Here is a 15,826-nt window from a genome sequence, read left to right as displayed (position 1 = left end):
GAATCACGCGCGTTACTCGCAGTAGTTTCCAGAGCGCCTGAACGAGGATTTTTTGACATGCCAGCCATCACCCTGACCACGCTCCAGAGCCTCAAGCAGAAAGGTGAAAAGATCACCATGCTGACCTGCTATGACGCGACCTTCGCCCACGCCTGCAACCAGGCTGGCGTCGAAGTGCTGCTGGTGGGCGACTCCCTCGGCATGGTTCTGCAAGGCCACGACAGCACCCTGCCGGTCACCACCGCCGAAATGGCGTATCACGTAGCGGCGGTCAAGCGCGGTAACACCGATGCGCTGATCCTCGCCGACCTGCCCTTCATGGCCTACGCCACCACTGAACAAGCCATGACCAACAGCGCCCTGTTGATGCAGGCCGGTGCGCACATGATCAAGGTCGAGGGTGCATTGTGGCTGGCCGATTCGATTCGCCTGCTGGCCGAGCGTGGTGTCCCGGTGTGCGCGCACCTGGGCCTGACGCCGCAAGCGGTGAACATCCTCGGCGGCTACAAGGTCCAGGGCCGCAACGAAAACCAGGCCCGCCAGATGCGCGCCGACGCGATTTCCCTGGAACAGGCCGGCGCCGCCATGCTGCTGCTCGAGTGCGTGCCGAGCGAACTGGCTGAAGAGATCACCCAGGCGGTGAGCATTCCGGTGATCGGCATCGGTGCCGGCCATCGCACCGATGGCCAGGTACTGGTCCTGCACGACATGCTGGGCCTGTCCATTACCGGTCGCGTGCCCAAATTCGTGAAGAACTTCATGGCTGGCCAGGAAAGCATCAACGGCGCCCTGAGCGCCTACGTCACTGAAGTCAAAGCGGCGACCTTCCCTGGCATCGAACATGGATTCTCCGCATGAACACCGTAAAGACCGTACGCGAACTGCGGGCCGCCGTTGCCCGCGCCCGTAGCGAAGGCAAGCGCATAGGCTTCGTGCCGACCATGGGCAACCTGCACAGCGGGCACGTCGCGCTGATCACCAAGGCGACCCAGCGGGTCGATTTCGTGGTCGCGAGCATTTTCGTCAACCCGCTGCAATTCGGCGCCGGTGAAGACCTCGACAAATACCCACGCACCCTCGCCGCGGACCAGGAAAAGCTGCTGGAAGCCGGTTGTGACCTGCTGTTCGCGCCAACGGTCGAAGAAATGTACCCCGACGGCATGACCGGCCAGACCCGGGTCAGCGTCCCGCAATTGTCCGAAGGCCTGTGCGGCGCCAGCCGTCCGGGGCATTTCGAAGGCGTGGCGACCGTGGTCAGCAAGCTGTTCAACATGGTCCAGCCGGACCTGGCGATTTTCGGCCAGAAAGACTTTCAGCAGCTGGCGGTCATCCGCGCCCTGGTGCATGACCTGAACATGCCGATCCAGATCATTGGCGAGCCGACCGTTCGCGCCGCCGATGGCTTGGCGCTGTCGTCGCGCAACGGCTTCCTCAGCGAAGAGCAGCGCGCCACCGCGCCGGTGGTCTATCGCACCCTGAGCCAGATTGCCGAGGCGATCAAACAGGGCGATCGGGATTTCCCGGCGCTGATCGCCGCGCAGATCAAACAGCTCGAAGCGGCTGGCCTGCGTCCCGACTACCTGGAAATCCGTCACGCCCTGACGTTGCGTCCGGCAACGGCAGAAGATCGCGACTTGGTGATCCTGGTGGCGGCATTCCTCGGCACCACGCGGTTGATCGACAACCTGCACCTGAACCTCGATACCCCCGCCTGAACAAAAGTACCTGTGGAAGCGGGCTTGCTCGCGAATACGGAGTGTCATTCAACCTCACCGTTGATTGACTTACCGCATTCGCGAGCAAGCCCGCTCCCACAAGTAATCTCCTGCCGTTGAAGTCCAGATGGCCTGATCCGAGCCTGCCCTGTCCGTTTGTCGGACCGTTTCTAACCTGGATGTTAAAAAAGTACCGGAAACGGGTCAGACAAAGTCAAGACAGATCATTGCGCGGGGTTTACTGTAGTCGCCCTGCGCCATGAAATCGTGTCGACGCAGGCGACCGGGACGCCCACCCACAGCGCTCCGGGATTTTTCGTGTTCAAAAGGCCGTTCAAGTAATAAGGAAACCCGCAGCGATGGCGTACTACCGCACTCCTCATGACGTTACCGCTCTGCCCGCCTGGCAGGCGTTGAATGACCACCGCCAAGCCATGCAGGATTTCAGCATGCGCGAGGCCTTCAATGCCGATCCGCAGCGTTTCACTCAATTCACTCTCAGCAGCTGCGGCCTGTTTCTCGACTATTCGAAGAACCTGATCAATGCCCAGACCCGCGATCTGCTGGTAGGTCTGGCCAACGAAGTCGACCTCAAGGGTGCGATCAAATCGCTGTTCGACGGCGAGATCGTCAACGCCTCCGAAGGTCGCCCTGCCCTGCACACCGCGCTGCGCCGTCCGGTCGGCGACAAGCTGTCGGTCAACGGCGTCAACGTGATGCCGGAAGTGCACAAGGTACTGAACCAGATGACCGACCTGGTGGGCCGCATCCACGACGGTCTGTGGCGCGGTTACACCGAGAAGCCGATCACCGACGTGGTGAACATCGGCATCGGTGGCTCGTTCCTCGGCCCTGAGCTCGTGTCCGAAGCCCTGCTGGCCTACGCCCATAAAGGCGTGCGCTGCCACTATCTGGCGAACATCGACGGCAGCGAATTCCACGAGCTGGCCATGAAATTGCGCGCCGAGACCACGCTGTTCATCGTCTCGTCGAAATCCTTCAACACCCTCGAAACCTTGAAGAACGCCCAAGCCGCCCGTGCCTGGTACCTGGCCCAGGGTGGTTCGGAAGTCGAGCTGCACCGTCACTTCATCGCGGTCTCGAGCAACAACGCCGCGGCCGTTGCGTTCGGTATCCGTGAAGAGAATATTTTCCCGATGTGGGATTGGGTCGGCGGGCGTTACTCGCTGTGGTCGGCCATCGGCCTGCCAATCGCCCTGGCCATCGGCATGTCGAACTTCAAGGAACTGCTGTCCGGTGCCTATACCATGGACCAGCACTTCCAGAGCGCCCCGTTCGAACAGAACATGCCGGTGCTGCTGGCGCTGCTCGGCGTCTGGTACGGCAACTTCTGGGGCGCGCAAAGCCACGCGATCCTGCCGTACGACCACTACCTGCGTAACATCACCAAGCACCTGCAGCAGCTGGACATGGAATCCAACGGCAAGAGCGTGCGTCAGGACGGCAAGCCGGTTTCCACCGACACAGGACCCGTGATCTGGGGCGGCGTGGGCTGCAACGGTCAGCACGCCTATCACCAGTTGCTGCACCAGGGCACCCAAATGATCCCGGCCGACTTCATCGTGCCGATCGTCAGCTTCAACCCGGTAGCCGACCACCACCAGTGGCTGTACGCCAACTGCCTGTCGCAGAGCCAGGCGCTGATGCTGGGCAAGACCCTGGCCGAAGCCGAGACCGAACTGCGCGACAAGGGAATGGCCGAAGCCGATGTGCAGAAACTCGCACCGCACAAGGTGATTCCGGGCAACCGTCCGAGCAACACTCTGGTGGTCGAGCGCATCAGCCCGCGCCGTCTGGGCGCGCTCGTCGCCATGTACGAACACAAGGTCTTCGTGCAAAGCGTGATCTGGGGCATCAACGCCTTCGATCAGTGGGGCGTGGAACTGGGCAAGGAATTGGGCAAGGGCGTGTACAACCGCCTCGTCGGCAGCGAGGAAACCGAAGCTGAAGACCCGTCCACTCAGGGGCTGATCAATTACTTCCGCGGGCGTCATCGCGGGTAATCCCCCAACCCCGTAGGAGCGAAGCTTGCTCGCGAATCAGACGATGCGGTGTATCAGGTACACCGCGTCATCGTTCTTCGCGAGCAAGCTTCGCTCCTACGAGGGTCGCACGGCTCCCCTCTTGAACCAGCCGGGCACTCGGCGCATCTTTATTACCTGTTGACCACAACAAGAATAAGGAACCGTCATGTTCGATATCAGCACGTTCCCCAAAGCCGATGCCGTCCGCCGGGCTGCACAATTGAGTCAAGACGACTACCACCGCCTGTACCGCGAATCCATCGAACACCCCAGCCAGTTCTGGTCCGAACAGGCCACCCGATTCCTCGACTGGATCGCCCCCTGGGACACTGTCCAGCGCTATGACCTGAAAACCGGTGACGCCAGCTGGTTTGCCGGGGCCAAGTTGAATGTCAGCTACAACTGCATCGACCGGCACCTGGAAACACGCGGCGATCAGGTCGCCATTGTCTGGGAAGGCGACGATCCCGCCGACTCCTCCCAAATCACCTACAAACAACTGCATCAGAACGTCTGCCGCCTGGCCAACGTGCTCAAAAGCCGTGGCGTGAAGAAAGGCGATCGGGTGTGCATCTACATGCCGATGATTCCCGAAGCGGCCTACGCCATGCTCGCCTGCTCGCGTATCGGTGCGGTGCATTCGGTGGTATTCGGTGGTTTCTCCCCTGACTCCCTGCGCGACCGCATTCTCGATGCCGATTGCCGCACCGTGATCACCGCCGATGAAGGCGTGCGCGGCGGCAAATCCGTCCCGCTCAAGCAAAACGTCGACAAGGCCCTGCAAAGTTGCCCGAACGTCAGCACCGTGGTCGTGGTCGAGCGCACCAAAAATCAGGTGAACTGGGTCGAAGGCCGGGACATCTGGTATCACCAGGCCCTGCGCGAGGTGAGCGACGACTGCCCGCCCGAACCGATGGACGCCGAAGATCCACTATTCATCCTCTACACCTCCGGCAGCACCGGCAAACCCAAGGGCGTGCTGCACACCACTGCCGGATATCTGCTGCAAGCGGCAATGACCTTCAAGTACTGGCTGGACTACCGCGACGGTGAAGTCTTCTGGTGCACCGCCGACGTCGGCTGGGTCACCGGCCACAGCTACATCGTCTACGGCCCGCTGGCCAACGGCGCCACGACGCTAATTTTCGAAGGCGTACCGAGCTATCCCAGCGTCTCGCGCTTCTGGCAGGTCATCGACAAGCACAAGGTGAATATTTTCTACACTGCCCCCACCGCCCTGCGCGCCCTGATGCGTGAAGGCCCGGAGCCGCTGAAGGGCACCTCCCGCGCCAGCGTCAGACTGCTCGGCACCGTGGGTGAGCCGATCAACCCGGAAGCCTGGGAATGGTATTTCCACACGGTCGGCGAAGAGCGTTGCCCAATCGTAGATACCTGGTGGCAGACCGAAACTGGCGGCATCATGCTCAGCCCGCTGGTCAGCGCCCAGCGGATCAAACCCGGCTGCGCCACAAAACCCATGTTCGGCGTGCAACCGGTGCTGCTCGACGAACAAGGCAAGGAAATCAAAGGCGCCGGCAGCGGCGTGCTGGCGATCAAATCCAGCTGGCCGGCACAGATCCGCACGGTCTACGGCGATCCGAAACGGATGGTCGACACCTATTTCAAACCCTATCCCGGCTATTACTTCACCGGCGACGGCGCACGTCGCGATGAAGACGGTGACTACTGGATCACCGGGCGTATCGACGACGTGATCAACGTCTCCGGGCACCGTATCGGCACCGCCGAAGTGGAAAGCGCCCTGGTGCTGCACGACAGCGTGGCCGAAGCGGCGGTGGTTGGTTACCCCCACGACGTCAAAGGCCAGGGCATCTATGCCTTCGTCACGCCCATGAACAGTGTCGAATTCGGCGACGATCTGAAGAAAGAACTGCTCTCGCTGGTCAGCAAGGAAATCGGCAGCTTCGCCAAACCGGACCTGATCCAGTGGGCGCCGGCCTTGCCGAAAACCCGTTCCGGCAAGATCATGCGCCGCATCCTGCGCAAGATCGCCTGCAACGAGCTGGACAGCCTGGGCGATACTTCGACCCTGGCCGACCCGAGCGTGGTGCAGGGCCTGATCGACAAGCGCCTGAATCAGTAAATCACTGAACCAGAAAAGCATGCGCGGCCTTCACCGGCCGCGTCCTCTTTGCACTACCGAGTCGCCATGGAATTCATCCGCAGCCGCATCGAAACCCAAATCATGAGTCTGACCGGCCTGTCCCTGGGCAAGCTGGATCTGGAAAATCCCAAGGGCGATCCCGGCCTCTTCGGGCCTGATTCGATCAGTTGGCAGGTGCATGGCGATTTCAGCAGCATGCTCATCGGTGGCATCAGTGCTTTGATGCTGCAGGCACTGCACCCGCTGGCCCTGGCGGGCGTGTGGGACCACTCGAATTTTCGCGAGGACATGCTCGGCCGGTTGCGGCGCACCGGGCAGTTCATTTCCGGGACCACCTTCGGTTCGAGCCGGGACGCCGACTGGCTGATCGAGAAAGTGCGCACCATTCACCTGCAGATCACCGGCACCGCGCCCGATGGCCGGCCTTACGCCGCCAGCGATCCCGAGCTATTGACCTGGGTGCATGTGGCCGAGGTCAGCAACTTTCTGGCCGCGCATCTGCGGTATCGCAATCCGCATTTATCGCCTGCCGATCAGGATCGCTATTACGCAGAGATCGCGTTGGTCGCTGAACGCTTGGGGGCTCGAGACGTTCCACGCTCGCGGCAGGAAATTACCGAGTACCTGGAACGCATCCGGCCACAATTGCTGTGTGACGAGCGCAGTCGCGAAGTGCTGCGGCTGTTGCTGAATGCTCCTTCGCCGAGTCGCCTGGCCAAGCCTTTTGGCGGGCTGATGATGCAGGCCGGGATTGATCTGTTGCCGGATTGGGCCAGCGATTTGCTCGGCGTCAGCCAGAGCCCGCTGCAGCGCAAACTGATCCGCGCCAGCGTCAACCGCAGTGCGCCGATGTTGCGCTGGGCGGTGCGCAATGGCTCGGTGCAGCGGGCGAAGCGGCGGATGGGACTTTTGACCTGACTGCCCTCCTGTGGGAGCGGGCTTGCCCGCGATGGCGGCATGTCAGGCAACAATGATGTTGGATGTGCCGGCCTCTTCGCGGGCAAGCCCGCTCCCACAGGGGGCTGTTCCCGCGCCAAGCTGCTAAACTCCCGCGCCAAATTCCCACCTGCAAGGCGCCCAGCATGTCTTCCTTGAATCAGGCGCTGCGCGCCGCCCTTGAACGTCGCCAGGACCTGTTGGCTGAACTGCACAGCCAGGGTACCGATTGCTATCGGCTGTTCCACGGTAGCCAGGAAGGCGCCGGCGGTCTGACCATCGACCGCTACGGTCCGCAATTGATGGTGCAGAGCTTCCACCAGACGCTGGAGCGCGACGCGCTGCTGCAACTGCACGAGATCATCAATCAGCACCTGGGCATCGACAGCCTGCTGGTCTATAACGACCGCTCCCGGGGCAACTCGCGCATCGACCGCGAAGACAGCGTCTACCGTGCCGAGGAGGCCGCCCTGCAAGACCTCGTCGGTCACGAATGGGGCCTCAATTACCGGGTGCGCGGGCGTCATGCCGGACAGGACCCGCTGCTGTTCCTCGACCTGCGCAACGCTCGCGGCTGGGTCAAGGCTCACAGCCAAAACAAAAGCGTACTCAACCTGTTCGCCTACACCTGTGGCGTCGGCCTCAGCGCCGCGGCCGGTGGCGCTCGCGAGGTGTGCAATCTGGATTTCGCCGAAGGCAACCTGGCGGTCGGTCGTGAAAACGGTGAGCTCAACCCGCAACTACCAACAATGGAATTCATCCAGTCCGACTATTTCCCGGCCATCCGCCAACTGGCCGGCCTGCCGATCAGCCAGCGTCGCGGACAAAAACTGCCGAGCTATCCACGCCTGGAACAACGCCAATATGACCTCGTGCTGCTCGACCCGCCGGCCTGGGCCAAGAGCGCGTTCGGCACCGTCGACCTGTTGCGCGACTACCAGAGCCTGCTGAAACCGGCACTGCTGGCCACCGCCGACAACGGCGTGCTGATCTGCTGCAACAACCTGGCGAAAGTCAGCATGGACGATTGGCGTGAACAGGTTTTGCGTTGCGCCGAGAAAGCCGGGCGGCCGGTGCGCGAGTGGACCGAGATGAAACCGGCGGATGACTTCCCATCGATGGATCAGCAACCACCGTTGAAAACCCTGATCCTGCAGCTCTGATTTGCGTCAGACAAATCTGAAAATTCGTTGACGGGGCTTTCACTTCGGAACCAGAAACGCGTGCCATACTCCAAGGCACTCCGATTCAGACAGATGAAGCCACGCATGTACAAAGGATTGATTCGCGCCGTCGGCGCCTTGTTGACTGCTCTGGCCCTCTACAGCCTGCTGGGCTTTCTGATTTTGCCGGGCGTCGCCCTGCGTATCGCCAATCAGCAATTGGCCAACTACGCCACGACGCCTGCGTCCTTGCAGCGAATCGAACTCAACCCGTTCAGCCTTGAAGTGACCCTTTGGGGCCTGAACATCGGCGAGCCGGGCAAGGAACAGATAGGCTTCGAACGCCTGTACGCGGATCTGAGCCTGGACAGTCTCTGGACCAAAGCCGTGCATCTGTCGGCTATCGAACTGGACAAATCCAAGACCGAGGTCGTATTTGGCAAGGACGGCAAACTCAATCTGCTCGGCCTGTTCAAACTGCCACCCAGTGATCCCACCCCGGCCGATCCTGACGCCAAGCCTTTTCCACTGCGCATAGACAGCATCAAGCTGGCGGGTGGCGGCGTACATTTTCTGGATGAACGCCCCAGCGAGCCCATCGAATTCATCTACGACAAACTCGATTTTGAACTGAAAAATCTCAGCACCCTGCCCGAAGACAGCGCCGACATGACCCTGGTGGCCGTCGGCCCCAATGGCGGGCAGATCGACTGGACCGGCAATTTCAGCCTCATTCCCCTGGCCTCCGAAGGCAAGTTGAAGCTCACCGACGGCAAGATGAAGGCTTTCTGGCCCTATGTGCGCGATGCAGTACCGCTGGTGCTCGAAGAGGGTATCGTCAGCCTGAGCACCGACTACAAGCTCAACCTGTCCAAGGAAACCGAACTGCTGCTGAGCAATGTCTCGGCCACCATCGCGCCCTTCGCCATCAAGGCCCCTGACGGTCGGCCGCTGGTGAAACTGGAGCGTCTGGAAGTCAGTGAAACCACGGTCGACCTGGCGAAACAGCAAGTCGTCGTCGGCAAGATCCGCAGCAACAAACTGGAAACCTGGGCAGCCCTGGAAGCCGATGGCCAACTCGACTGGCAGAAACTGTTCGCCAGCCAGCCGTCCAAGCCCGCCGCCAAAGTCAAAGCTGATGAGGAGCCGGCCAGCGCTCCGGCGGCGGCAGACTCACCAAAACCCGCAGCGCAACCTTCCAAGCCCTGGCAGGTGCTGCTCAACGATGTGCAACTGCGCAATTACCAGGTGCATCTTGCTGACCGCAAAGCCCAACCGGCCGTGGCCCTGGAACTGGGCCCGCTGAATCTCGACCTGCAGAAGTTCGACAGCCTCAACGGCTCGCCCTTCCAGCTCAAGCTCGATACCGGCGTGGGCAAACAGGGCAAGCTCAGCGCCGAAGGCGAGGTCAACCTGGCGCCAGTGACTGCCAGACTCAATGTGAAGACCAGCGACATCGATCTGCGTGTCGCGCAGTCCTACATAAGCCCGTTCATTCGCCTGGAGCTGCGCAGCGGCATGCTGGGCAGCGATCTGGCGGTGAATCTGAAAAGCACCGAGCCGCTGGCCCTGAGCGTTACCGGCCGCGCACAGATCGATCAGTTGCACACCCTCGACACCCTGAAGACCCGCGATTTCCTCAAATGGCAGCAGGTGGTGGTCGATGGCCTGAACTATCAGCATGGCGACAGCCTGTCGATCGACAAGATCAACCTGCTGCAGCCCTATGTACGGTTCATGATCAACGATGACCGCACCACCAACATCGACGACCTGCTGATTCCGCAACCGGCGGATTCCGGCACCAAGTCCGCTGCCGCCAAGCCTGCGAGCAAGGAAAAACCGCTGGGTATCCATATCGGCGGCATAGCCATCAATGACGGTTCGGCCAACTTCGCCGACTTCAGCCTGACGCCGAATTTCGCCACCGCCGTGCAGGAACTCAACGGCCAGATCGGCACCATCGACAGTCGTCAGGCCAAGCCGGCCAGCGTCGACGTCAAGGGCAAGGTCGATCGCTATGCACCGGTGACCATCAAGGGCGCGGTCAACCCGTTCGACCCGATGGCCAGCCTCGACATCGCCACCAGCTTCAAGCGAGTGGAACTGACCACGCTGACGCCCTACTCCGGCAAGTTCGCCGGTTATCGCATCCGCAAGGGCCGGCTCAATCTGGACCTGCACTACAAGATCACCAAGGGCCAGCTCCAGGCCGAGAACAAAGTGGTGGTCGAGCAGCTGCAGCTGGGTGAGAAGGTCGACAGTCCCGATGCCGTCAGCCTGCCGCTGAAACTGGCGATTGCCTTGCTCAAGGACGTCGACGGCAAGATTTCCATCGAGCTGCCGGTGTCCGGCGACTTGAACAATCCGCAGTTCAGCGTCATGCCGATCGTCTGGCAGACCCTGCGTAACCTGATCGTCAAGGCGGCCGCTGCGCCGTTCAAACTCATCGGCGGCCTGGTGGCTGGTGGCGGTTCGGAAGACCTGGGCACCGTGGCGTTCGCACCGGGCTCCAGCGACCTGAGCAAGGACTCCGAAGCGGCGCTGGTCAAACTGTCCAATGCCCTGAAAGAGCGCCCTGCCCTGCGCCTGGAAATCGAAGGCACCGCCGCCAAGAGCAGCGACGGTCCGCTGATCGCCGAGCAGCGTCTGGAGCGTGAGTATCAATACAACTACTACAAAATGCTCCAGCGTCGCGGCGACAAGGTCCCGGCCCAGGCCTCCATGCTGCAAGTGCCGGAGAGCGAGAAAGGCCCGCTGCTGGAAGGGATCTATCGCACCCGCCTGAAGGCTCAGCCGCCGGCCGAATGGACGGATCTGGGCAAGGAAGAACGCACGGCGAAGATGCGCGAAGGCGTGATCCAGTTCTGGAGTTCCAGCGAAGTGCTGTTGCGCCAGCTGGGCCAGGACCGCGCCAGCAGCATCAAGGATTACCTGGTGGACAAGGGCCAACTGGCTGACGATCGCGTGTACTTCATCGACGCGCAACTGGGTGAGGCGGAGAAAGACGGCAAGGTCATCACCCCCATGCATCTGGATGCCGAATGATGGGCCGGCAATTGTTGTTCGCGCTGGTGTTGGCGACATCTGCCTGCCCGGCGTTCGCGGCGGATACATTGCGCTGTGGCAGCCAGCTGATCAGCGTCGGTGATCGTGCGGGGGAGGTGCTGCAGAAATGCGGTGAGCCGGTCAGTCGCGATATGTTGGGTTACAAACGCAGTGTGAATCGGCGGGAAGAGTTTCCGGTCGAGGAATGGACCTACGGACCGAAAAGCGGGATGTATCAGTTCCTGCGGTTCGAGGGTAATCGGCTGACGCAGATCACCAGCAAACGCGGCAATTAAGGACATTGAACCTGTAGGAGCGAGGCTTGCCCGCGAAGACGGAGTGTCAGGCGACATCGATGTTGGATGTGCCGGCCTCTTCGCGGGCAAGCCTCGCTCCTACAGTCAGATTATATCGCCGCAAAATAGAACAGGCCCCGACATCCTTGTCGGGGCCTGTAATGGCCACCTCCTTGTGGCCTTTCGCATGAACTCCAAGAGGCGACAGACGTATTGCTCGGCCCGCCTGTCGCGTCTTCTCCCAGTCCAGGCGAGAAGCTTGCCTTACTCGGCTTTCAGGCCGTCAGCGGAGACCGCTTTCACGCCTTTGATTTTCTTGGTGATCGCCACGGCGGTGGCTTTCTGGGATTCAGTCACGGCAGTTGTCGAAGACAGGGACACGACGCCTTTGTTGGTTTCAACTTTGATGTCGGTACCAGGAATGCCTTTTTCGGTGACGAGGTCGCTTTTGACTTTGGTGGTAATCCAGGTATCGGAAGTAGCTTCCTTGGCTTGGGTCATTTCACCGGCTGCGAGCATCAGTGGGGCCTGAGTGGCTTCTGACTGTGCAAACGCGGCATTGGCCATGGTCAGGGTCAGTGCGGTAGCAGTAGCGGCAGCGATAGCGAACTTCTTCATACGAGTAACTCCTGTTTTTCTGGAAAGTCTGCTGGGATATTTGTCAGCAGGTACAGGAGATATTGCGAACGGTGTGCCAAGTTTGAGACTGCCGATAAAACGTTAAAAATCAATAAGTTATGAAAAAACGATTCTTTCGAAACCATGCAAATTGCATGACTTGGAATTTCTCGACTTGCAAGTTGCAGACTTTAAAGCAGGCGTAAGGCCATGAATTTGCGAGATTTTCCAACGTTATTAGGAATGCGATTAGTTCCTTGTATGTTTCCCAAAAAAAATGCCTCTATCTCACGATAGAGGCATTTATGTTTGGTAGGTAACTTAACTGGCAGCTGCTGTGCAGCCAGGTGGCGCGTATTCAGCAGTAACGCCGGTCGCGCACGACCAGCCGGTAGTGCTACGAGAAAGCGTAATGGTTTTCCCGGCAACCGGGGCCGGAGCTTTTTGCAATGTGCAAACGATCGTTCCCGCACCGGAAGCAACTGTACCAGTTACCGCAATGGCGCAGTTCTGCGTTGTTGTACCAGCCCCCGTCAGAGTGGTCGGCTCAGCTGTACCAGAATTCATCAAATCCTCAAACGGCACCTTCAACGCGGCAATCTCCGCCAACCCCGCCGTCACCTTCGCCCGCGCCTGATACTTGGAATAAGCCGGAATCGCAAACGTCGCCAGAATCCCGATGATCGCCACCACGATCAGCAGCTCGATCAGGGTAAAACCTTTTTGAGTCTTCATAGACAGCCTCCGTGCATGAGTAGGAATCTCATGATCTGAATCTGTCTCAGCACAGCCCATGCCAAGCCCCGTGCGCCCAATTGGCGGGGGCATTGGAAGGCGTTGCCGCCCCGCACGGCCCCCAGGATCCGCACTATCTGACACTTTTTGTCACCCGACCGTGCCTGGTTTGGCTCCTTCGCTTGACTAGGCTATAAGTCATCCAACGGTCTTCCCCCGGATTCCCAATGAATGACATCGCCTTAAGCGGTCTGGCCAAGCAATTGGTGCTGGCCGAACTGCTCACTGACAAAAGCGCGCAACAGGCGTCGCAGCAAGCCCAGCGCAACCGTATCTCGCTGGTCAGCTATCTGGTGCAGAACAAACTGGTGAAAAGCCGCCAGGTCGCCGAGATTGCCTCGGAACATTTCGGCATGGCCCTGATGGACCTCAATCACCTCGACAAGGAAACCCAACCCAAGGGACTGGTGAGCGAAAAGCTCGTGCGCCAGCACCACGCCTTACCGCTCTGGCGGCGTGGCAACAAGTTGTTCGTGGGGATTTCCGACCCGACCAATCACCAGGCCATCAACGACATTCAATTCAGCACCGGCCTGAGCACCGAAGCGATCCTGGTCGAAGAAGACAAGCTCAGCGACGCCATCGAGAAATTCTTCGACACTCATTCCAGCGGTCTGGAAGAGATGGGCGACGTTGACCTCGATGGCGTGGACATCGAATCGGACGACGACCGCCAGGACGCCATCGTCGGCCAGGATGCCGATGACGCGCCAGTGGTGCGCTTCGTTCACAAGATGCTGCTCGACGCTATCCGAAGCGGCTCCTCCGACTTGCATTTCGAACCCTACGAAAAGGTCTTCCGCGTGCGTGTGCGCACCGACGGCATCCTGCGCGAAGTCGCCAAGCCGCCGATCCAGTTGGCCAGCCGCATCGCCGCAAGGCTCAAGGTCATGGCCAGCCTCGACATCTCCGAGCGCCGCAAGCCCCAGGACGGGCGAATCAAGATGCGCCTGTCGAAAAGCCGATCCATCGATTTCCGGGTCAACACCCTGCCCACCCTGTGGGGCGAAAAGGTGGTGATCCGGATCCTCGATCCGTCCAGCGCGCAGATGGGCATTGACGCACTCGGTTACGAACCCGAGCAGCAAGCGTTGTACATGGAGGCGCTCAAGCAGCCCCAGGGAATGATTCTGGTGACCGGTCCCACCGGTTCCGGCAAGACCGTCTCGCTCTACACCGGTCTGAATATTCTCAATACCGTCGACATCAATATCTCCACCGCCGAAGACCCGGTGGAGATCAACATGGAAGGCATCAACCAGGTCAACGTCAATCCCAAACAGGGCATGGACTTCGCCCAGGCACTGCGCTCGTTCCTGCGTCAGGACCCGGACGTGATCATGGTCGGCGAGATCCGCGACCTGGAAACCGCGGAAATCGCCATCAAGGCCGCCCAGACCGGCCACCTTGTGCTGTCGACCCTGCACACCAACAGCGCCGCGCAAACCCTGACCCGCCTGCACAACATGGGCATCCAGGGCTTCAACATCGCCACCTCCGTCAGCCTGATCATCGCCCAGCGCCTGGCGCGCAAGCTGTGCAGCCACTGCCGCGTTCCTTTGGACATTCCCCGTGAGGCCTTGCTTAAGGAAGGTTTCCCCGAGGAACGCATCGGCACGTTCACGATCTACGGGCCGGCCGGTTGCGATCACTGCAACGGCGGTTACCGGGGACGCGTGGGGATTTACGAAGTGGTGAAAAACACGCAAGAACTGCAACGGCTGATCATGGCCGAGGGCAACGCGCTGCAGATCGATGATCAGATGCGCAAGGACGGCTTCGATGATCTGCGCACCTCGGGCCTGCACAAAGCCATGCAGGGCATCACCAGCCTTGAAGAAATCAACCGGGTTACCAAGGATTGAACATGGCGGTCAAAGCAGCAAAAGTCAGCACCTATCTCTGGGAAGGCACCGACCGCAAAGGCACCAAAATCACTGGCGAGTTGAGCGGCGTGAACCCTGCGCTGGTCAAGGCGCAACTGCGCAAGCAAGGCATCAACCCGGGCAGAGTCCGCAAGAAATCGCCCTCATTGCTCCGTCTGGGCAAAGGCATCAAGGCCAAGGACATCGCCCTGTTTACCCGGCAGATGGCGACCATGATGAAGGCCGGCGTGCCGTTGTTGCAGTCCTTCGACATCATCGGCGAGGGCTTTGAAAACCCGGCCATGCGCGCGCTGGTGGATGAGGTCAAACAGGAGGTCGCGGCCGGTAACAGCTTCGCCGCGGCCCTGCGCAAAAAGCCCAAATACTTCGATGAGCTGTACTGCAATCTGGTGGATGCCGGCGAGCAGGCCGGTGCTTTGGATACGCTGCTGGAACGAGTGGCGACCTACAAGGAAAAAAGCGAAAGCCTCAAGGCCAAGATCAAGAAAGCCATGACCTACCCGCTGGCAGTGATCTTCGTCGCCGCCATCGTGACCGGGATTCTGCTGGTCAAGGTAGTGCCGCAATTCCAGTCGGTGTTCGAAGGCTTTGGCGCCGAGCTGCCGGCATTCACCGTGATGGTCATCGGACTGTCGCGGTTCATGCAGGAATGGTGGTGGATGATGCTGGGCGGGTTGATCGCGGCGATTTTTGCGGTTCGTCACGCACTCAAGACCTCCCAGGGCTTTCGTGACCGAATGGATGCCTGGCTGCTGAAAGTGCCTCTGGTAGGCACCCTGTTGTACAAATCCGCCGTGGCTCGTTTTGCCCGCACCCTCTCGACTACTTTCGCCGCTGGCGTACCTCTGGTCGAAGCCCTGGATTCCGTGGCTGGTGCCGCCGGTAATGTGGTCTTCAAGCGTGCGGTGCTGCGGATCAAGCAGGACGTTTCCACCGGCATGCAATTGAATTTCTCCATGCGTTCCTCCGGCATTTTTCCGACCATGGCGATCCAGATGACCGCCATTGGCGAAGAGTCCGGTGCGCTGGACGACATGCTGGACAAGGTCGCGGGCTTCTACGAAGACGAGGTCGACAATATGGTCGACAGTCTCACCAGTCTCATGGAACCGTTCATCATGGTGGTGTTGGGTGTTATCGTCGGCGGCCTGGTGGTTGCGATGTACCTGCCCATATTCCAACTCGGATCAGCGATCTGA

General features: G+C 60.3%; 12 protein-coding genes. 10 read left to right on the top strand and 2 right to left on the bottom strand.

The annotated features are described in order from the left end of the window. Positions 1-57 precede the first annotated feature (57 nt). The 8 genes from panB to K9857_RS07200 all read left to right on the top strand — a co-directional run bounded on the left by panB (position 58) and on the right by K9857_RS07200 (position 11,328). A complete protein-coding gene (panB, locus tag K9857_RS07235; RefSeq protein ID WP_224534202.1) occupies positions 58-858 on the top strand; it encodes a 3-methyl-2-oxobutanoate hydroxymethyltransferase in 801 nt (266 codons plus the stop codon). Then, a complete protein-coding gene (gene panC / locus K9857_RS07230) occupies positions 855-1,715 on the top strand; it encodes a pantoate--beta-alanine ligase (protein ID WP_224534201.1) in 861 nt (286 codons plus the stop codon). Before panB ends, panC begins: the two co-directional genes overlap by 4 nt. Positions 1,716-2,074: 359 nt before the next feature. Continuing rightward, positions 2,075-3,739, top strand: a complete 1,665-nt coding sequence (gene pgi / locus K9857_RS07225) for a glucose-6-phosphate isomerase (RefSeq protein WP_224534200.1) — start codon at positions 2,075-2,077, stop codon at positions 3,737-3,739. A 187-nt stretch (positions 3,740-3,926) separates the two neighbouring features. Continuing rightward, on the top strand, positions 3,927-5,864 hold the full coding sequence (acs, locus tag K9857_RS07220) for an acetate--CoA ligase (protein ID WP_224534199.1): 1,938 nt from the start codon (positions 3,927-3,929) through the stop codon (positions 5,862-5,864). Between the two features lie 66 nt (positions 5,865-5,930). Then, on the top strand, positions 5,931-6,803 hold the full coding sequence (locus tag K9857_RS07215) for an oxygenase MpaB family protein (RefSeq protein WP_224534198.1): 873 nt from the start codon (positions 5,931-5,933) through the stop codon (positions 6,801-6,803). 164 nt (positions 6,804-6,967) lie between these two features. Beyond that, complete coding sequence (locus tag K9857_RS07210) at positions 6,968-7,984, top strand: class I SAM-dependent rRNA methyltransferase (protein ID WP_224534197.1); 1,017 nt, start codon at positions 6,968-6,970, stop codon at positions 7,982-7,984. A gap of 93 nt (positions 7,985-8,077) precedes the next feature. After that, entirely contained in the window at positions 8,078-11,032 is a 2,955-nt protein-coding gene (locus tag K9857_RS07205; protein ID WP_224534196.1) for a DUF748 domain-containing protein, read from the top strand. Beyond that, positions 11,032-11,328, top strand: coding sequence for a DUF2845 domain-containing protein (locus K9857_RS07200; protein WP_224534252.1), 297 nt, complete (start codon positions 11,032-11,034; stop codon positions 11,326-11,328). The genes K9857_RS07205 and K9857_RS07200 overlap by 1 nt, the downstream gene beginning before the upstream one ends. Before the next feature lie 264 nt (positions 11,329-11,592). On the opposite strand, the gene K9857_RS07195 is transcribed toward K9857_RS07200, so the two are convergent. Next, entirely contained in the window at positions 11,593-11,946 is a 354-nt protein-coding gene (locus K9857_RS07195) for a BON domain-containing protein (protein WP_224534195.1), read from the bottom strand. Between the two features lie 321 nt (positions 11,947-12,267). After that, a complete protein-coding gene (locus K9857_RS07190; protein WP_224534194.1) occupies positions 12,268-12,681 on the bottom strand; it encodes a pilin in 414 nt (137 codons plus the stop codon). A gap of 227 nt (positions 12,682-12,908) precedes the next feature. Between K9857_RS07190 and pilB the strand changes: the two genes are divergently transcribed. Together pilB and K9857_RS07180 are read left to right on the top strand one after the other, a co-directional pair. Beyond that, positions 12,909-14,606: a type IV-A pilus assembly ATPase PilB gene (gene pilB / locus K9857_RS07185; RefSeq protein ID WP_224534193.1), complete on the top strand. Its 1,698-nt coding sequence runs from the start codon at positions 12,909-12,911 to the stop codon at positions 14,604-14,606. A 2-nt stretch (positions 14,607-14,608) separates the two neighbouring features. Further along, positions 14,609-15,826, top strand: coding sequence for a type II secretion system F family protein (locus tag K9857_RS07180; protein ID WP_224534192.1), 1,218 nt, complete (start codon positions 14,609-14,611; stop codon positions 15,824-15,826).

Origin of the sequence: Pseudomonas sp. REP124 (genome assembly GCF_020164475.1) — a bacterium.
Lineage (GTDB): Bacteria > Pseudomonadota > Gammaproteobacteria > Pseudomonadales > Pseudomonadaceae > Aquipseudomonas.
This window is presented reverse-complemented; position numbering and strand designations above follow the sequence as displayed.

Coding starts and splice junctions, on each gene's coding strand:
- K9857_RS07210 (WP_224534197.1), top strand. CDS start 6,968: ATGTCTTCCTTGAATCAGGCGCTGCGCGCCGCCCTTGAACGTCGCCAG.
- K9857_RS07195 (WP_224534195.1), bottom strand. CDS start 11,946: ATGAAGAAGTTCGCTATCGCTGCCGCTACTGCTACCGCACTGACCCTG.
- K9857_RS07190 (WP_224534194.1), bottom strand. CDS start 12,681: ATGAAGACTCAAAAAGGTTTTACCCTGATCGAGCTGCTGATCGTGGTG.
- K9857_RS07180 (WP_224534192.1), top strand. CDS start 14,609: ATGGCGGTCAAAGCAGCAAAAGTCAGCACCTATCTCTGGGAAGGCACC.
- panB (WP_224534202.1), top strand. CDS start 58: ATGCCAGCCATCACCCTGACCACGCTCCAGAGCCTCAAGCAGAAAGGT.
- panC (WP_224534201.1), top strand. CDS start 855: ATGAACACCGTAAAGACCGTACGCGAACTGCGGGCCGCCGTTGCCCGC.
- K9857_RS07205 (WP_224534196.1), top strand. CDS start 8,078: ATGAAGCCACGCATGTACAAAGGATTGATTCGCGCCGTCGGCGCCTTG.
- acs (WP_224534199.1), top strand. CDS start 3,927: ATGTTCGATATCAGCACGTTCCCCAAAGCCGATGCCGTCCGCCGGGCT.
- K9857_RS07200 (WP_224534252.1), top strand. CDS start 11,032: ATGGGCCGGCAATTGTTGTTCGCGCTGGTGTTGGCGACATCTGCCTGC.
- pilB (WP_224534193.1), top strand. CDS start 12,909: ATGAATGACATCGCCTTAAGCGGTCTGGCCAAGCAATTGGTGCTGGCC.
- K9857_RS07215 (WP_224534198.1), top strand. CDS start 5,931: ATGGAATTCATCCGCAGCCGCATCGAAACCCAAATCATGAGTCTGACC.
- pgi (WP_224534200.1), top strand. CDS start 2,075: ATGGCGTACTACCGCACTCCTCATGACGTTACCGCTCTGCCCGCCTGG.